The following is a 14,715-nucleotide window of genomic DNA, read 5'->3' as shown; positions in this document are numbered from 1 at the left end:
CGCCGCCCGGCCGTCGGCCGTCCCGGCCCGTGCGCCGCCCTGCGCGCCCTGCCCCCGTACCGAACGGAATGAGACAGTGGTCCCCGGCAGATACGTGCAGGGGGAAGGATGTCTGTGGGCGCCACCAGCAGCGCGGACGGCGGTACGGACGCGGGCCGCGGCCCCGGCACCGCCCCGGAGCCCGCCGCACCGCCGACTCCCCCCGTTCCCAAGGCCGTTGTCGCGGCACTGATGGTGGCGATGGCGCTGGCCGCCGTCGACGGCACGATCGTCTCCACGGCGGTGCCGCAGATCGTCGGCGACCTCGGCGGGTTCGCGGTGTTCTCCTGGCTGTTCTCCGGCTACCTGCTGGCGGTGACCGTCACCCTGCCGGTGTACGGGAAGCTCTCCGACACCTTCGGCCGCAAGCCGGTCCTGGTGGCCGGAATCGTGCTGTTCGCGGTGGGGTCGCTGCTCTGCGCCTCGGCGTGGAACATGACGGCGCTGATCGCCTTCCGGGTCGTCCAGGGGCTGGGCGGCGGCGCGCTCCAGGGCACGGTGCAGACCATCGCGGCCGATCTCTTCCCGCTCAAGGAGCGCCCGAAGATCCAGGCGAAGATCTCCACGGTCTGGGCGACCTCGTCCGTGGCGGGGCCCGCGATCGGCGGGCTGCTCGCCACCTACGCGGACTGGCGCTGGATCTTCCTGGTGAACCTGCCGGTCGGCGCCCTGGCGCTCTGGCTGGTGGTGCGCCACTTCCACGAGCCGCCCCGCCCGCGTCCCGCCGTACCGCCCCGGACCGACTGGGCGGGCGCGTTCGGCATCTTCGCCTCCACCGCGCTGCTGCTGACGGCCCTCGTCCAGGGCGGGGTCGCCTGGGGCTGGCTCTCGGCCCCCTCGCTGACCCTGTTCGGGGCGAGCGTGGCGCTCGCCGCGCTGACGGTCGCGGTGGAGCGGCGGGCCGCCGACCCGATCGTGCCGGGGTGGGTGTGGCGGCGGCGCCCGATCGCGGCGGTCAATCTGGCGCTGGGCGCGATGGGGCTGCTGATGGTGGCGCCGACCGTGTTCCTTCCGACGTACGCGCAGTCCGTGCTCGGACTCGGGGCGATACCCGCCGGATTCGTGCTCTCGGTGATGACGCTGAGCTGGCCGGCGACGGCGGCACTGTCGAACCGGGTGTACGGGCGCATCGGATTCCGTTTCACCGCGATGATCGGCATGGGCGGCGCGCTGCTGGCGCTGCTCGCGTTCCCGGCGCTCCCCTATCCGGGGGCGGTGTGGCAGCCGGTGCTGATCATGCTGGTACTCGGGGCCTCGCTCGGGCTCTTCCAGCTCCCGCTGATCGTGGGCGTCCAGTCGACGGTGGGCTGGTCCGAGCGCGGTACGACGACGGCCTCGGTCCTCTTCTGCCGCCAGCTCGGCCAGTCGCTGGGCGCCGCCCTCTTCGGCGCCGTCGCCAACGCGACCCTGGCGTCCCGGCTCGACGGCGCCTCCGCGGCGGGACTGCCCGGGGACCTGGACTCCGTCTCGCACGCGCTGGAGGACCCGGGCACACTGACCGCCCGCGCCGCCGACACGCTGCGCCGCGCGGTGGACGCGGCGGTCGACCATGTGTACCTGGGTGCGGCGGCGGCCGCGGCCCTGGCGCTGCTCGTCCTCCTCGTCGTGGCCCCGAAGCGCTTCCCGGTCGCCGAGGAGCCTGCGGGGGTTCCGGGAGAGCGCTGACCCGGCCGCCCTCCACCCACTACCCGACTGTCCGCACAAGGTCGCCAACTGGCCTATTTGCAGCCACAGTTCGGCCATTCTTCGCCAATTGCTGTCTCCTTGCGACCGGTGTCGCCACGATGCGACCACCGGGCCGCGCGGCCCGGTCCCGTTCGCGTGCCTTGCAGTTCTCCTCGTACCGGCTCATGCAAGGAGCAGCACCGCCCATGTCTCACGCGCACCACGAGCCTCGCGAGCCCCTTGAGCTCCCGCCGCCGCCACCGCCGTTCCAACGGGACTACCTGCTCCCCTGGCAGAGCTCCCCGCCGCCGGCGCCCCTGGTGCCGCGCATTCCCGTGGCCGCCGTCACCCGCTCGCAGGCGCCGGGGCGCCACCGCGACCTGCGGCGGCTGCGTACCTCGTACCGGGTGCTGCGCCGGGTCTCCACGGTCGCCGCGCTCGGCTACTTCACGGTGTTCCTGCTGCTCTCCGCCTACGCCCCCGGGCTGATGGGCCGGGACGCCGGGTTCGGCGGGCTCAACCTCGGGCTGCTGCTCGCGCTGGCCCAACTGCCCATCGCGCTGCTCTCCCTGGTGCTGTACGAGCGCACCGCGCGGCGCACCGTGGATCCACTCGCCGCCGAGCTGCGCCAGCGCGCCCGGCGCACCGACTCCCCCGTAAGGCACAGCAGTTGGGGAGCGGGCCGATGACGGGCTTCGACGACTCCGCGCAGGCGATGTCCCTCGTGGTCTTCATCGCCGTCGCCACGATCGTGCTGCTGCTCTGCGTCCTGGCCGGCCCCGGCCGGGACAACCTGGAGGAGTTCTACACCGGGTACGGCAATCTCGCGCCGCTCCGCAACGGCCTTGCCATCGCGGGTGATTACCTCTCCGCCGCGACCGTGCTCAGCACCACCGGCATCATCGCGCTCACCGGGCACGACGGGCTGGTCCTAGTGCTGAGCACGATCCTCTCGCTCGTGCTGCTGATGTTCCTGCTGGCCGAACCCCTGCGCAACGCGGGCCGGTTCACCCTGGGCGACGTACTCGCCCGCCGCTCCCCCGGCCGTGCCGTACGCATCACCGCCTGTACGGTCACGCTCGTCGCCCTCGTACCGTTCATGGCGGTCCAACTGGCGGGCAGCGGCAACCTTCTGGCGTTCATCCTCGGGTTCGACAGCTCGGGGTTCCGCACCGGGGCGATCGCCGCCGTCGGCACCGTGATGATCAGCTACGCGGCGATCGGCGGGATGCGCTCCACCGCACTGATCCAGATCATGAAGACCGTGACGCTCCTCGGGGCGGGGCTGCTCATCTCCGTACTGGTCCTGGACCGCTTCCACTGGGACACCGGCGCCCTGCTCGCCGCCGCCCAGCGGCGCAGCGGGGCCGGGGACGCGTATCTGCGGGCGGGGCTCCAGTTCGGGGGCGACGGCCTCGACATGATCAGCTCGGAGCTGACCGTGGTGCTCGGCGCCGCCTGCCTGCCGCACATCATCATGCGGATGGCGAGCGTCAACAGCGCGCGTGCGGTGCGCCGTTCGCTCTCCTGGGCGGTGTCGGCGGTGGTCCTCGTCTGCGTGTTCCTGACCGTGATCGGGTTCGGTGCCGCCGCCCTCGTCGGCCACGGCGCGATCTCGGCGGGCGGCAACCAGGGCAGCAGCGCGATCCTCCAGGTGAGCAGCGTGGTCGCGGGCGGTGGCCGGACCGGGGCGCTGATCGCCACGACGATGACCACGGCCATCTTCCTGACCCTGCTCGCCTCGGTCGCCGGGATGACCCTGGCCTGCGCCAACTCCCTCGCCCACGACCTCTTCGCGCACGGTCTGCCCGGCAGGGACCGGCCGGCTCCCGCGCCCCGTACCGAGATCATGACCGCCCAGGGCGCGGCGATCGGTGTCGGCATCCTCGCGACGGTGCTCGCGGTCGTCGCCCGCCACTGGAACGTGCAGGCGCTGGCGATCTTCTCGTTCTGCGTCGGCGCCTCGGCGCTGGCTCCGGCGCTCGTCTACAGCCTGTTCTGGCGGCGGTTCACCCGTACCGGGCTGCTCTGCACCCTGATCGTGGGAACCACCGGGGTGGTGGTGCTGATGACGGGCACCAACCTGATCTCCGGGACCCCGGGGGCGGTCTTCCCTGACGTGGACGCGAACTGGTTCCCGTACACGACGACCGGTCTGGTCTCCATCCCCATCGGCTTCCTCGCGGGCTGGCTGGGTACGGTCCTCAGCCGCCGCCCCGCAGCAGAGGAGCGCCGCCGCTACGAGCAGGTCGAGCCGTGGATCCTGGCCGGGGCGCCCCCGGCGACGCGGCGGTGAACCGCCGCGCGCGGGGGCTGCCGAGCCGGGGGCCGCCGTGCGTGGAGGGCTGGGGCGGGGCGGGGGTCAGACGTTGTCGAAGTCGGGGAGGACGAGTGAGCCGTCCTCGGTGAGCGTGAACCCCGGGTTGTGCGCGACCTCCCAGGCATGGCCGTCGGGGTCGGTGAAGACGCCGGCGTAGCCGCCGTAGAACGTCGTAGCGGCGGGGCGCGTGACGGTGGCACCGGCGCGTTCCGCGGTGGCGAGGAGCGCGTCGACCTCCTCGGGCGACCGGAGGTTCTGGGCGAGGGCGATCCCGCCGAAGCCACCCGGGCCCCGGTCCTCGAGGCCGCAGTCGGCCGCGAGCTTCTCACGGGACCACAGCACGACGGCGAGGCCGCCCGCCTGGTGGAAGACCGTGTCCTGGACCGTCTGCCCCTCCCAGCCCAAGGCCTCGTAGAAGGTCCGCGCACGCGCGAGATCGGTGACGCCCAAGGTGACGAGACTGATGCGCTGTTCCATGGGCGTCACGTTATCGGGGCCCTGTCGTGGTGAGGCCGCTGTCAACCCGGCGCGTTGCCAAGCCTGTCGAAGGAACGCCCGCGGCCGCTCACGGCGTCCCGGGCAGCCGGACCGTGACGACGAGCCCGCCGGACGGGCGCGGGGCGAGGCCGAGGTTCCCGTCGTGGGCGCGGACCACGCTCGCCACGAGGGCGAGCCCGAGGCCGACGCCCGCGTGCTCGTCGGTGCGTACGCGCTCCGTCCCGCGCCGGAACGGTTCGGTGAGGGTCCCGACCAGCTCCGGGGGGAGCGGGTCGCCCGTGTTCTCCACCCGCAGCACGCTCGTGCCGTCCCGCGTCCCGGTGTGGACGGTGACGGTCCCGCCGGAGGGGAGGTTGTGGACGACGGCGTTCTGGACGAGGTTGGTCACCACCCGCAGCAGCAGCGTCGCGGAGCCGGAGACCCGGGCGGGCCCGCCGGTGACGTCGAGCGTGGTCCCGCGCTGTTCGGCGAGGGGCAGCAGCGTCTCGGCGGCCTCCTCGGCGAGGAGGGAGAGGTCGACGGGCTCGCGGGCGAAGTCCTTGCGGCCGCCCCGGCTGAGCAGCAGAAGGGCCTCGGTGAGGTCGATCGCCCGGGTGTTGACGGTGTGGAGGCGCTCGACGAGTTCGCGCCGGTCCCCCGTCGGGTCGGTACGCGCGACGTCGAGCAGCGCCTTCGAGATGGCCAGCGGGGTACGCAGTTCGTGCGAGGCGTTCGCGGCGAACCGCTGCTCCTCGGCGACGTGGGACTCCAGCCGTTCGAGCATGGTGTCGAAGGCGTCCGCGAGTTCGCGGAACTCGTCCTGCCTCCCTTCCATGGCGATCCGGTGGGAGAGCGACCCCCGCGCGGCGGTCCGGGCGGCGGCCGTGATCCGGGTGAGGGGTGCGAGCATCCGCCCGGCCAGGAACCATCCCCCCACCAGGCCGAAGACGAGGAGGAAGGCGAGGGCCGAGGCGGCGGCGGGGGCGAAGACGTGCAGGACGACCGAGCGGTTGGGGTTGATCCCGAGCAGGCCCTGGTTGTTGTCGGGGAGGTAGCGCAGCACGTACCCCCACACCACGGCCAGCAGGAGGGCGCCCGAGAGGAGGATGAATCCGGCGTAGCTGAGGGTGAGTTTCAGCCGGGCGCTGAGCCCCGGGCGTCTACCCACGGGGTCCGCCGGGGCCGCGGGTCTCGGGGCCGGGGCTCTCTGGACCGGGGCTCTCTGGACCGGGGCTTTCTGGGCCGGGGGTCCGTGCGTGGGGGGCGATGCGGTAGCCGACGCCGGGCACGGTGGCGATGAGCCAGGGTTCGCCGAGGCGCTTGCGCAGCGCGGAGACGGTGATGCGGACGGCGTTGGTGAAGGGGTTGGCGTTCTCGTCCCAGGCCCGCCGCAGCAGCTCCTCCGCGCTGATGACACCGCCACCGGCGGCGACCAGGACTTCGAGCACGGCGAACTGCTTCCGGGTCAGGGCCACATGGCGCCCGTCGCGGAAGACCTCCCGGCGGAAGGGGTCGAGCCGGAGCCCCGCGATCTCGCTGACCGGCGGCCGGGCGTACGCGCGCCGCCGGTCGAGTGCCCGCAGCCGCAGGACGAGTTCCCGCAGCTCGAACGGTTTGGTGAGGTAGTCGTCGGCGCCGAGTCCGAACCCGGAGGCCTTGTCGTCGATCCGGTCGGCCGCGGTGAGCATGAGGATCGGGATGCCGCTGCCGGAGGCGACGATGCGCCGGGCGACCTCGTCGCCGGACGGGCCGGGGATGTCGCGGTCCAGGACGGCGAGGTCGTAGGAGTTGACGCTCAGCAGCTCCAGGGCCGAGTCGCCGTCACCGGCGATGTCGGCCGCGATCGCCTCCAGCCGGAGGCCGTCACGGACGGCCTCGGCGAGGTAGGGCTCGTCCTCCACGATCAGCACACGCATGCCCCGAAGCCTACGAGCCGTCCCTCGGAGCCGCCGGCGGCCACCGACGACCGTCGGCGACGCGGGTCGGACCGGCCGGCGCGACCGGCCGGCGCGACCGGTTGTCCCGGCCGGTTGTCCCGACCGGTTGCCGCGACCGCTTGTCCCGACCGGGTGTCAGTGCCGTGTGGGAGGGTCGCTCGCGTGATCAGCATCGCCGTCCAACTGATGATCGGGGGCCCGGATGTCGGCCGAGGTTGAGTCCTCCGCGCCCGTCGGCGACGCGTCGCCCGCCGGTGGCGCCACGTCCGCGAGGGACGGCGATCAGCATGCCCGGGAGGACGAGGCTCCGCGCCTGCGGGACCGCGAGGAGGGTGCGCGGCACCGCCCGCCGCTCCCCCGCGCCTATCTGTGGTGGCTCGTCGGCATCCTGACCTCGCTCGTGGGCAACTCGGTCCTCTACTTCGCGCTCGGCTGGGCCGCCGGCGCGCACGGTGGCGGGGTCGCGGGCCTCGCCCTGAGCGCGATCACCCTCCCCCGTGTCCTCTTCCTCCTGGTCGGGGGCGCGGTCGGCGACCGGGTCAGCGCGCGCCGGGTGCTGATCACGGGCGATGCGGCCATGCTGGTCTTCACCCTCGTGCTGGCGGCCCTCGCCTTCCGTCTGGGCACTCCGCCGTGGCTGCTGATCACAACGGGCGTCGCGATCGGTGTCGTCGACGCCTTCTACCTGCCGGCCTCGGGGTCCATGCCGCGTCGGCTGGTGGACGAGGGGCAGTTGCCGAGGGCGCTGTCGCTGCGCCAGGTCGGCGGCCAGGTGGTCGCCATGGGCGGCGGGCCGCTGGGCGGCGCGCTCGTCGGGCTCGCCGGGCTGGCCGGTGCGGCCCTGGTCGACGCCGGTACGTTCGCCCTCACCCTGGTGGTCCTGCTGGCCGTCCGCCCGCGCCGCCGGGGGCCGGTGCGAGCCCCGGGGCCCTCCGTCAGCATCCTCAAGGAGGCCATGGACGGGATACGGGTCGCCTTCTCCCATCCGGTACTGCGCCCGGCGCTCTGTCTCACCGGGTTCGCGGCCGGATTCCTGCTTCCCGTGCTGTCGCTGCTGCTTCCCCTGCTCGCGCGCGAGCGGGAGTGGGGCGCGTCGGGTGCGGGGCTGGTGATCGGTGCGCAGGGCGTGGGCATGGTGGCGATCACCCTGGCGGTGGTGAAGCGCGGACCGCTGGGGCGGCCCGGTCTGCTGTCGGCGGGCGCGCTCGTGCTGGCCGGTACGGGGGTGCTGGTGCTGGCCCTCGCGCCCGGCGCACCGGTCGCGGTGGTCGCCGGGCTGGTCATCGGGGTCGCCAACGGCCTGTTCTCCGCCCACATCGGGCCGCTGGTCCTGGCGTCGGCGCCGGAGAGCCATCTCTCCCGGGTGCAGGCGGTTCTCGTACTCGTACAGAGCCTGGCCCTGCTCCTCATGAACAACGTGTTCGGCACCGGGGTGGACCTCGCGGGCGCCGGGCCCGTACTCGTCGCCGGGGCCGTCCTGTTGACCGGCGCGGGGCTCGCGGGTCTGGCCTCCGCGCCGCTCCGAGACGACCGCACGGGGCTGCCGGGCCGCTGAGTACCGGCCTCGGTCAGGAGTCGCCGGTACGACCCGTACGACCGGTACGCCACCAGCGGCGCGACGCGAGCCCGGCCAGTACGGCGCCGACGGTGTTGACCAGTACGTCGTCCACGGAGGACACCCGGTCCAGCCGCAGGACGTACTGCGCGGTCTCCACCAGCACCGAGCATCCCGCGCCGAGCGCCAGTACGCGCGGTACGGACGCCACCGCCGCGAACCGCACCGGGGCGAAGAAACCCAGCGACGCGAAGACCAGCAGGTTCCCGGTGATCCCGAGCACCCCCATGGTGGCGAGGTCCCGCAGCGGCACCAGGCTCACCCGGCCCGGGACCTCTCCCGCCCCGGCGCCCGGCATCATCGTCAGCCACAGGAACGGCACCGTCCCGTGGACCATGCCCACCTCGGCCAGCGAGCTCCGCCGCGCCCCCGTGACACCCGCGGCCCGCCTGCGCCACGCCAGGGCCCACGCCACCAGCACGGCGGCCGGCAGCAGGACGAGGGTCATCAGCACCACGCCGTTGAAGGTGTCGAAGCAGCCGTGCCACTTCCCGGCCATGCACCTCGACGCGGGCATCAGCAGCATCCGCCGCAGCGCGAACGCTCCGCAGGCGAGGGCGGTGGCCGCCACACAGAGGAGCACGATCCCGCCCGTGCTGCGACGGGGACGCCGGGGCGGTGAGGCGGGCGGGGCTGCCGGCGGTTCGGCGGGCGGGGCGGAAAGGGATGCGGGGTGGGTCATGCTCCCAGGGAAGACAACGGCCTGTTGCCGTGGCGTATGCGGTTTTCGATACGCCCGCGATACGCGAGGTGCCGGGACACTCTGGCCGGGGACCGGCTCCCGGCGGCTCGGACCGCCGGGCGTGGGGCAGGTTCAGCCCAGCGATTCATCGGGGGTGGGCGGTGCGGTGCTCGTCGGCGAGGACCACGAGGCCGGGGGTGGACCGAAAGCGCGACGCCCGGCCCGCACGGCCAGCGCGGCGAGACCGGCGTTGGCGCCACCGCCGATCACGGCGCCGATGCCGAACGGTGCCACTCGACCGAGGACGATGATTCCCTGCTTGGTCCCGTACTTCGTGATGAAGTTCCTACCGAGGACCTTGTTGATCTGACGCAACGTCTCGACGGGGACCTTGGCGACGATCTGGCGTCCCCAGTGCTGCCCCGTACGCTCGGCCACCTTGGTGATGGTGGCGGAGCCGCTCCCTCCGAGCATGATCCCCAGCACGATCGTCCGACGGCGCTCGACCTCGTCGATGGGCACTCCGTGGACTTCGGCGATCGACAGTGCGAAGAGGGCGCTCATCTCGAGAGAGGAGAGTGCCTCGCCCGCCGACAGCGCGAGGGAGACCCCCGTGCCGACGCCGGGCGCGGCTGCGGCTCCGCCGACAGCGGCACCTGTGCCGGTCAGGGCGCTGACGTACATCCGCTCCAGACTGCGGATCACCTGCGCCGGTGTCGCGTCCGGGTTCCGCTGGCGGGCCCGGGCTATGTTCTTGCGCACCAGCGGACTCTGGGCGTCGATCGACTTGTCCAGGAGATCGAGGACTCGCTGCCCACGCATCGCCGGCGGAACCGATTCGTCGTGGGCATCCGTTGCCATGCTTCGTGCTCCTGAGGTCGTCCCGTCCCAACGTGATCCCCACTAGACCATTCGAGCGAACGGGTTGTCGGACGAACCGGAAAGCCGACTGCGGAATCAGCGGAACAGGAGTGGTCGCGTCCGTATGGCCGACCACTCCGGGACGATCGTCTGGCGGCCGGACTCCTCGCGCGCGACGGCCCCGAGGGGTCCCAGTCCTCCGCTCAGTCCCGCTCGGCCTCCACCGGGAGCCAGAGTTCGGCCTCGGCCTCGGTGTGGTCCGGCGACATCCGGGTGCGGAGGATCTCGGGGCCGGGGCGGCTGCGGTACGGGTTCGACGGGAACCACTCGGTGTACACGTCCCGCCAGAGCTCCTGGATGGCCTGCGGGACCGGGCCCGAGGCGGTGAAGACCGCCCAGGTGCCGGGTGGGACGGCCAGGGCGGTCGTACCCTCGGGGGCGTCCGCAGAGGTGACCACGCCCTGGTAGTAGTCGAGTTCGGTCCCTTCGGCGCGGCTGGGGTCGAGGTCGTCGCAGACCGCGACGATGCCGTGCGGCTCCTGGTCCGAGAGCTTCCCGAGGTGCTCCAGTGCCTGCGGGCCGATCCCGCGCACGAAGTCGATGATCGCCTGGTTCGGTCCGAGGTGGACCAGGGGTACCCGGGCCTTGAACCCGACGACGGTGAAGGCCGGTCTGGCCACGACGCGGTAGCGCATGCTGCTGCTTCCTTCGACGGTGAGGCGGAAGGACATCCGGGACTGGGAGTTGAGCGCGGCGCCGGTACGCCGGGCCTCGCCCGGGCCGACGCCGTGCATGGCCCGGAAAGCCCGCGCGAACGCCTCGCCCGAGCCGTAGCCGTACCGCACCGCGATCACCAGCAGCGTCTCCCGACCCGCGAGCACCTCCGCGCCCGCGAGGGTGAGCCGACGGCGCCGGATGTACTCCGAGAGCGGCATCCCCGCCAGGGCGGAGAACATCCGGCGCAGGTGGTACTCCGAGGTGGCGGCGATACGGGCCAGCTCCTCCACCTCGATCGCCCGGTCGAGACGGAACTCGATGTGCTCCATGGCCTGGTTCAGCCGCTCCAGCATGTCCGGTGCCCTTCCTCTTGACGCTCACGACGCTAGGCGGAGCCCATCACACCGGACCCGACATCCTGTGCCCGATCGGGTCGGGTGCCGGGCGCCCCGGCAGGAACAGTCAGGGGTGGTCAGCCATGCCCCAGGGGCCGCACGCTCCAGCCGGCGGCTCGCCACCGGTCGGCGTCCAGGGTGCCGCGGGCGTCGAGGGTGCCGCGGGCGTCGAGGGTGCCGCGGGCGTCGACGGCTTCGGCGTCCTGGCGCGTACGGCCGGCGGCCCGGGGTCGAGGTGGGCGGAGGCGGGCCACTCGGTGAGGTGGGTCCCGGCCTTGAAGACGGCGCACCGGACGGTGATCCGCTTGCCCCGCAGGCCGGTACCGGTTTCCTCGCGGGCCAGGTCCACGACGCGTCGGCGGCGGGTGTTGACCGCCCCGGCCTCGCGGAGCGTGCCGGGAACCCGCCGCGCGGGAGTTCGCGCACCGCGCCCGTACGGAGCTGGGGGTCGCCGCCTGACCGGCGCTCGGGTGGCGTTCGCAGGGGGAGCCGCGGGACCGGCGGGCGACGGCCGGGCGCCGGGTGTACGGACGACGAGCCGGCCTCAGCCGACCCAGGGGGCGGGGAGGTCCTCCCGTACGCATTCGAGGTCGGCGGCCGTACGGCCGCGCGCGTGGATCCAGGACTGGTCCCCCAGCCCGTCCCGGCGTACGAGCCGACCGGGTGCCGCGTACCAGCGCACGGGCGATTCGTCCTCGCAGGCCCACATGGGATGGTCGGGCAGGTCCACTCGGGCGTAGCGCTCGTGGAGGCCCGGCAGCAACGTGTCCGGCAGTTCGCACGCGTCGTAGAGACGGATGTCGTCTGCTCCGAAGAGCGACTCGCTCAGGACGAGTTCGACCCACGCGAGGGACATGCGGTCGAGAAAGGGGATCCATCCGACGCGCGACTCCACCACGACGGGCGGGTCGTCCCGCTCGATCTCGGCCAGGGGGATGGCCCAGTGGGCGCAGCCCTGGTTCTCCTGGCGGAAGACCAGGACACCGCCCATGGCGTCGTCCACGTAGAGCCCCGTTGCCGGAAGCAGGGGGTCCTGCTGCCGGGTCATGTCTGGACGGCGCCCGATCAGTGCGTACCCCTCGCGCAGGGCGGCCGGCAGCTCGAAGCCCAACTCGGCCTCCACAGAGGCCAACTCACCTTCAGCGAGGCCGTCCGCCGGCCTCAGGGGGCAGCCCATCCACGTATCCGCGAACCAGCGCACGAACTCCCAGGCGTGCGCGCGCGTACGCAGCCCGCCGCGCAGCGCCACCGCGACATCGGGACCTTCCTCCATCCGGCGGATGTTACCGCCCGAGTCCGGTCCGTCCTCGCGGCTGGTGGCGGTTGCCAAGGACCGCGCCGGGCCGATGCACCACCGGACGAGGAGTTTCAGCTCCCGTTGGAGCATCGCCCGAAACGGGGTTGCCTCGTGGGCCAGGGGCACGCCAGACGCCCGGCAACCCTCTCCAGCCGTGCGGTCGCGGCTGCTGTGTCATGTCCGAGGACCAGCGTCCGGTGCGGCAACACCGAAAGGTGGTGGATGAGTTCAGGGGTGGGGTGGGGCCAGTGAGCGGCAGCAGTCCGAGGACGTCGGGGTAGCGGTCCTCGGTGGCCGCGCTGAAGAAGTCGCCCTCCTGAATGCCCCGCGCGGCCTCGTTCAGTACGGGGTCGGCGTGGGCCCGGATGCTCGGGAAGAGGATTCCGGCGGCGCGGCCTTCGGTGGCCAGGTCCATACCGAGCCAGGTGGTCAGCTGGTCCGGGAAGAACTGCGGCTTGAGTTCCTTGCCGCCCGGGGACCGCCACAGCGGCGTGCGTTCTCCAGCGACGAGGGCGTCCGTGACCCGCTGGTGCTGTGTGGGATGCATGAGTTCGCCGTCCAGCACGCGTCGGCGGACCGTCTCGTAGAGGCCGAGGGCGTCGAGGAGGCCGAACCCGATGGCTGCGGCGGAGGGCAGGGCAGGATACGGATCGTGTCTTCCAGGACGCGGACGAAGATCCGGTCGTTGGCTGGCAGGCGCCACCCCGCGCGGGCGAGGAGGAACCCGGTGGTGGTCTTCCCGGCGCCCTTGTCCCCGAGTGCGAGGATGCTCGCTCCGTCGGGGCGGGTGACGGCGGAGGCGTGCAGGATCTGCCAGCCGTCGGCGAGGAGCAGGCCGCGTACGACTTCGCGGGCCAGCCGGGCGGCAGCGGTCGACACGGCGATCTCGTCCCGCCCCACGATCACCAGTCGGCCGGCGCGGGGGCTCCACCGGTAGGCGAGGCCGCTGTCGGGCTGGGCGGCCGTCACGGTGCCGTTCCCGTCCGTACGGCGGAGAAGCCTGGCGCCCGCGAACTCCGCCTCGGCCGGGCTTCCTTCGGCAGGACCCTCGTCGGTCACGTGCGCGGTCAGTCGCTCCGCTCGGCCGGGGTCGACGTCTGCGGCCACGACCGGCCCGCGCACGTCCGCCGGGTCCACGGTGGTGGCGGTCCACCAGGAGCCGAAGTAGCGCAGGGACCAGTCCGGGATGGCCGCCCTCCGGCTCACGAAGGTGACGGCCGGGCCTCCGGTGGGGCTGATGCGGGTGGCGCGTAAGTCGGTCATTCCGTGTCTCCTTGGATGGGGTGCGAAACACTTCGATACGTAATGGCCCTCCGGTCCCCTTGCGCCAGAGGCCGACTCCGTACCCGCTGCTAGCCTGCCGCCCATGATCAAAGCTGATCCGGCAGACCACATGGGCCGCATACGCCGCATGGCGGGGACCAGCAGGGCGGAGCGCGTGCTGATCGCCGCCGGCTTCACCAACCGGGTCGGCAACGGTCTCTTCAACGCGGCATCGGCGCTCTACTTCACCCGGGTCGTGGGGCTGCCCGCAGCACAGGTCGGCGCCGCGCTCACCATCGCCGGAGTGATCGGCCTGTGCGCGGGGATACCCGGCGGGCACCTCGCCGACCGGCGCGGGGCGCGCACGATCATGACGCTGGCCCTCGCGGTCCAGGCGATATCGATGGCGGCGCTCGTCCTCGTGGAGAGCTGGACCGCGCTCACGGTCATCGCGACGGTCGACCAGATCGCCGCAGCGGCGGGTGGGGCGGCCTGGGGCGCACTGGTGGCCCGGGTCGGGGGTGAACGCCCGGCCCTGTTCCGGGCGAAGCTGCGCACCTTCGTCAACCTGGGCGTCATTCTCGGGACCGTGGGTGCGGGCCTGGCACTGGCCGCCGGCTACCGTAGCGCCTACGTCGCGCTGATCCTCGGCAACGCGGCGAGCTTCGCTCTGTGCGGGGTGCTTCTGCTCTTCCTGCCCCGGTACCCGGTGCTGGCGGCACCGCCGCGGCAACGTCGCTGGCTCGCTTTCGCGGACCGCCCGTACCTGACGTTCACCGCCCTCTACGGGGCGATGGGGCTGCAGTACCCGGTGGTCTCCCTGCTCCTGCCGATCTGGATCTCGGAACACACCGAGGCTCCCCGCTGGACGGTGGCCGCACTGTTCGCCGTCAACGCCGCCTTCTGCGTGCTGATGCAGACCAGGATCGGCTCTCGTATCGAAACCCCGCACGAAGGCGGCAGGGCGTTCCGCACGGCGGGGCTGCTCTTCCTTGTCAGCTGCCCGCTGATGGCGCTGGCCGCGTTCACCCCGGTCTGGGTGGCGGCCGGGCTGGTCCTGGCGGCGATCTTCGTGCACAGCCTGGGAGAGGTCTGGGAGTCGTCGGCGGCCTACGCGCTGGGTTTCGGTCTCGCCCCCGACCATGCCCAGGGCCAGTACCAGGGTCTCTTCGGCCTCGGCTTCAGCGCCGGTCAGGCGGTCGCCCCCGCGATCCTCACCACGGTGGTGCTCGGCCTCGGCACGACGGGCTGGCTGCTGCTGGGGTTGTTCTTCGCGGCGCTGGGTACTGCCGGGCCCCCGCTCGCCCGCTGGGGCGTCCGGACCCGGCCGCAGCAGGGTGTTGTCGCCGAGGCGGCGGGATGACCAGGTCGTAGGCGTCAGGCCCGCACTCGCGTACGTGTCGGCGTGCCCGTGCGGGGCCGCAGAGGCGGACCGCAGAAGCGGGCC

13 protein-coding genes are annotated in these 14,715 nt (G+C 72.8%); 5 read left to right on the top strand and 8 right to left on the bottom strand.

What is annotated here, in order from left to right; genetic code table 11:
- Positions 1-108: 108 nt before the first annotated feature.
- The 3 genes from ACWCSV_RS24170 (at position 109) to ACWCSV_RS24160 (ending at position 4,000) form a co-directional block, all read left to right on the top strand.
- The gene (locus tag ACWCSV_RS24170) at positions 109-1,704 is read left to right on the top strand and encodes an MFS transporter (protein WP_451145463.1); all 1,596 of its coding nucleotides are present in this window, start codon (positions 109-111) and stop codon (positions 1,702-1,704) included.
- A gap of 206 nt (positions 1,705-1,910) precedes the next feature.
- Positions 1,911-2,393: a DUF485 domain-containing protein gene (locus ACWCSV_RS24165; RefSeq protein WP_451145461.1), complete on the top strand. Its 483-nt coding sequence runs from the start codon at positions 1,911-1,913 to the stop codon at positions 2,391-2,393.
- Positions 2,390-4,000, top strand: a complete 1,611-nt coding sequence (locus tag ACWCSV_RS24160) for a sodium/solute symporter (RefSeq protein WP_451145459.1) — start codon at positions 2,390-2,392, stop codon at positions 3,998-4,000. The genes ACWCSV_RS24165 and ACWCSV_RS24160 overlap by 4 nt, the downstream gene beginning before the upstream one ends.
- Before the next feature lie 66 nt (positions 4,001-4,066).
- On the opposite strand, the gene ACWCSV_RS24155 is transcribed toward ACWCSV_RS24160, so the two are convergent.
- The 3 genes from ACWCSV_RS24155 to ACWCSV_RS24145 form a co-directional block, all read right to left on the bottom strand.
- Complete coding sequence (locus ACWCSV_RS24155; RefSeq protein WP_451145457.1) at positions 4,067-4,501, bottom strand: VOC family protein; 435 nt, start codon at positions 4,499-4,501, stop codon at positions 4,067-4,069.
- 88 nt (positions 4,502-4,589) lie between these two features.
- Positions 4,590-5,669, bottom strand: a complete 1,080-nt coding sequence (locus tag ACWCSV_RS24150; protein ID WP_451145455.1) for a sensor histidine kinase — start codon at positions 5,667-5,669, stop codon at positions 4,590-4,592.
- The gene (locus ACWCSV_RS24145; RefSeq protein ID WP_451145453.1) at positions 5,662-6,417 is read right to left on the bottom strand and encodes a response regulator transcription factor; all 756 of its coding nucleotides are present in this window, start codon (positions 6,415-6,417) and stop codon (positions 5,662-5,664) included. Before ACWCSV_RS24145 ends, ACWCSV_RS24150 begins: the two co-directional genes overlap by 8 nt.
- A gap of 223 nt (positions 6,418-6,640) precedes the next feature.
- Here ACWCSV_RS24145 and ACWCSV_RS24140 point away from each other — a divergent pair, with 223 nt between their 5' ends.
- Positions 6,641-7,993, top strand: a complete 1,353-nt coding sequence (locus tag ACWCSV_RS24140; RefSeq protein ID WP_451145451.1) for an MFS transporter — start codon at positions 6,641-6,643, stop codon at positions 7,991-7,993.
- Between the two features lie 13 nt (positions 7,994-8,006).
- On the opposite strand, the gene ACWCSV_RS24135 is transcribed toward ACWCSV_RS24140, so the two are convergent.
- From ACWCSV_RS24135 to ACWCSV_RS24115, 5 genes are all read right to left on the bottom strand, one after another.
- On the bottom strand, positions 8,007-8,735 hold the full coding sequence (locus tag ACWCSV_RS24135; RefSeq protein WP_451145449.1) for a VanZ family protein: 729 nt from the start codon (positions 8,733-8,735) through the stop codon (positions 8,007-8,009).
- 132 nt (positions 8,736-8,867) lie between these two features.
- Positions 8,868-9,596 (bottom strand): hypothetical protein, encoded by a 729-nt coding sequence (locus ACWCSV_RS24130; RefSeq protein WP_451145447.1) that lies wholly within the window; start codon positions 9,594-9,596, stop codon positions 8,868-8,870.
- Positions 9,597-9,799: 203 nt separating this feature from the next.
- Positions 9,800-10,666 (bottom strand): AraC family transcriptional regulator, encoded by an 867-nt coding sequence (locus ACWCSV_RS24125; RefSeq protein ID WP_451145445.1) that lies wholly within the window; start codon positions 10,664-10,666, stop codon positions 9,800-9,802.
- A gap of 586 nt (positions 10,667-11,252) precedes the next feature.
- A complete protein-coding gene (locus ACWCSV_RS24120) occupies positions 11,253-11,981 on the bottom strand; it encodes an SMI1/KNR4 family protein (protein WP_451145443.1) in 729 nt (242 codons plus the stop codon).
- A 453-nt stretch (positions 11,982-12,434) separates the two neighbouring features.
- Positions 12,435-13,268 (bottom strand): hypothetical protein, encoded by an 834-nt coding sequence (locus tag ACWCSV_RS24115; RefSeq protein WP_451145441.1) that lies wholly within the window; start codon positions 13,266-13,268, stop codon positions 12,435-12,437.
- Positions 13,269-13,371: 103 nt separating this feature from the next.
- Between ACWCSV_RS24115 and ACWCSV_RS24110 the strand changes: the two genes are divergently transcribed.
- The gene (locus ACWCSV_RS24110; RefSeq protein ID WP_451145439.1) at positions 13,372-14,631 is read left to right on the top strand and encodes an MFS transporter; all 1,260 of its coding nucleotides are present in this window, start codon (positions 13,372-13,374) and stop codon (positions 14,629-14,631) included.
- The last annotated feature ends 84 nt before the right edge of the window (positions 14,632-14,715 follow it).

The organism is Streptomyces sp. NPDC001770 (genome assembly GCF_053596135.1).
This window is presented reverse-complemented; position numbering and strand designations above follow the sequence as displayed.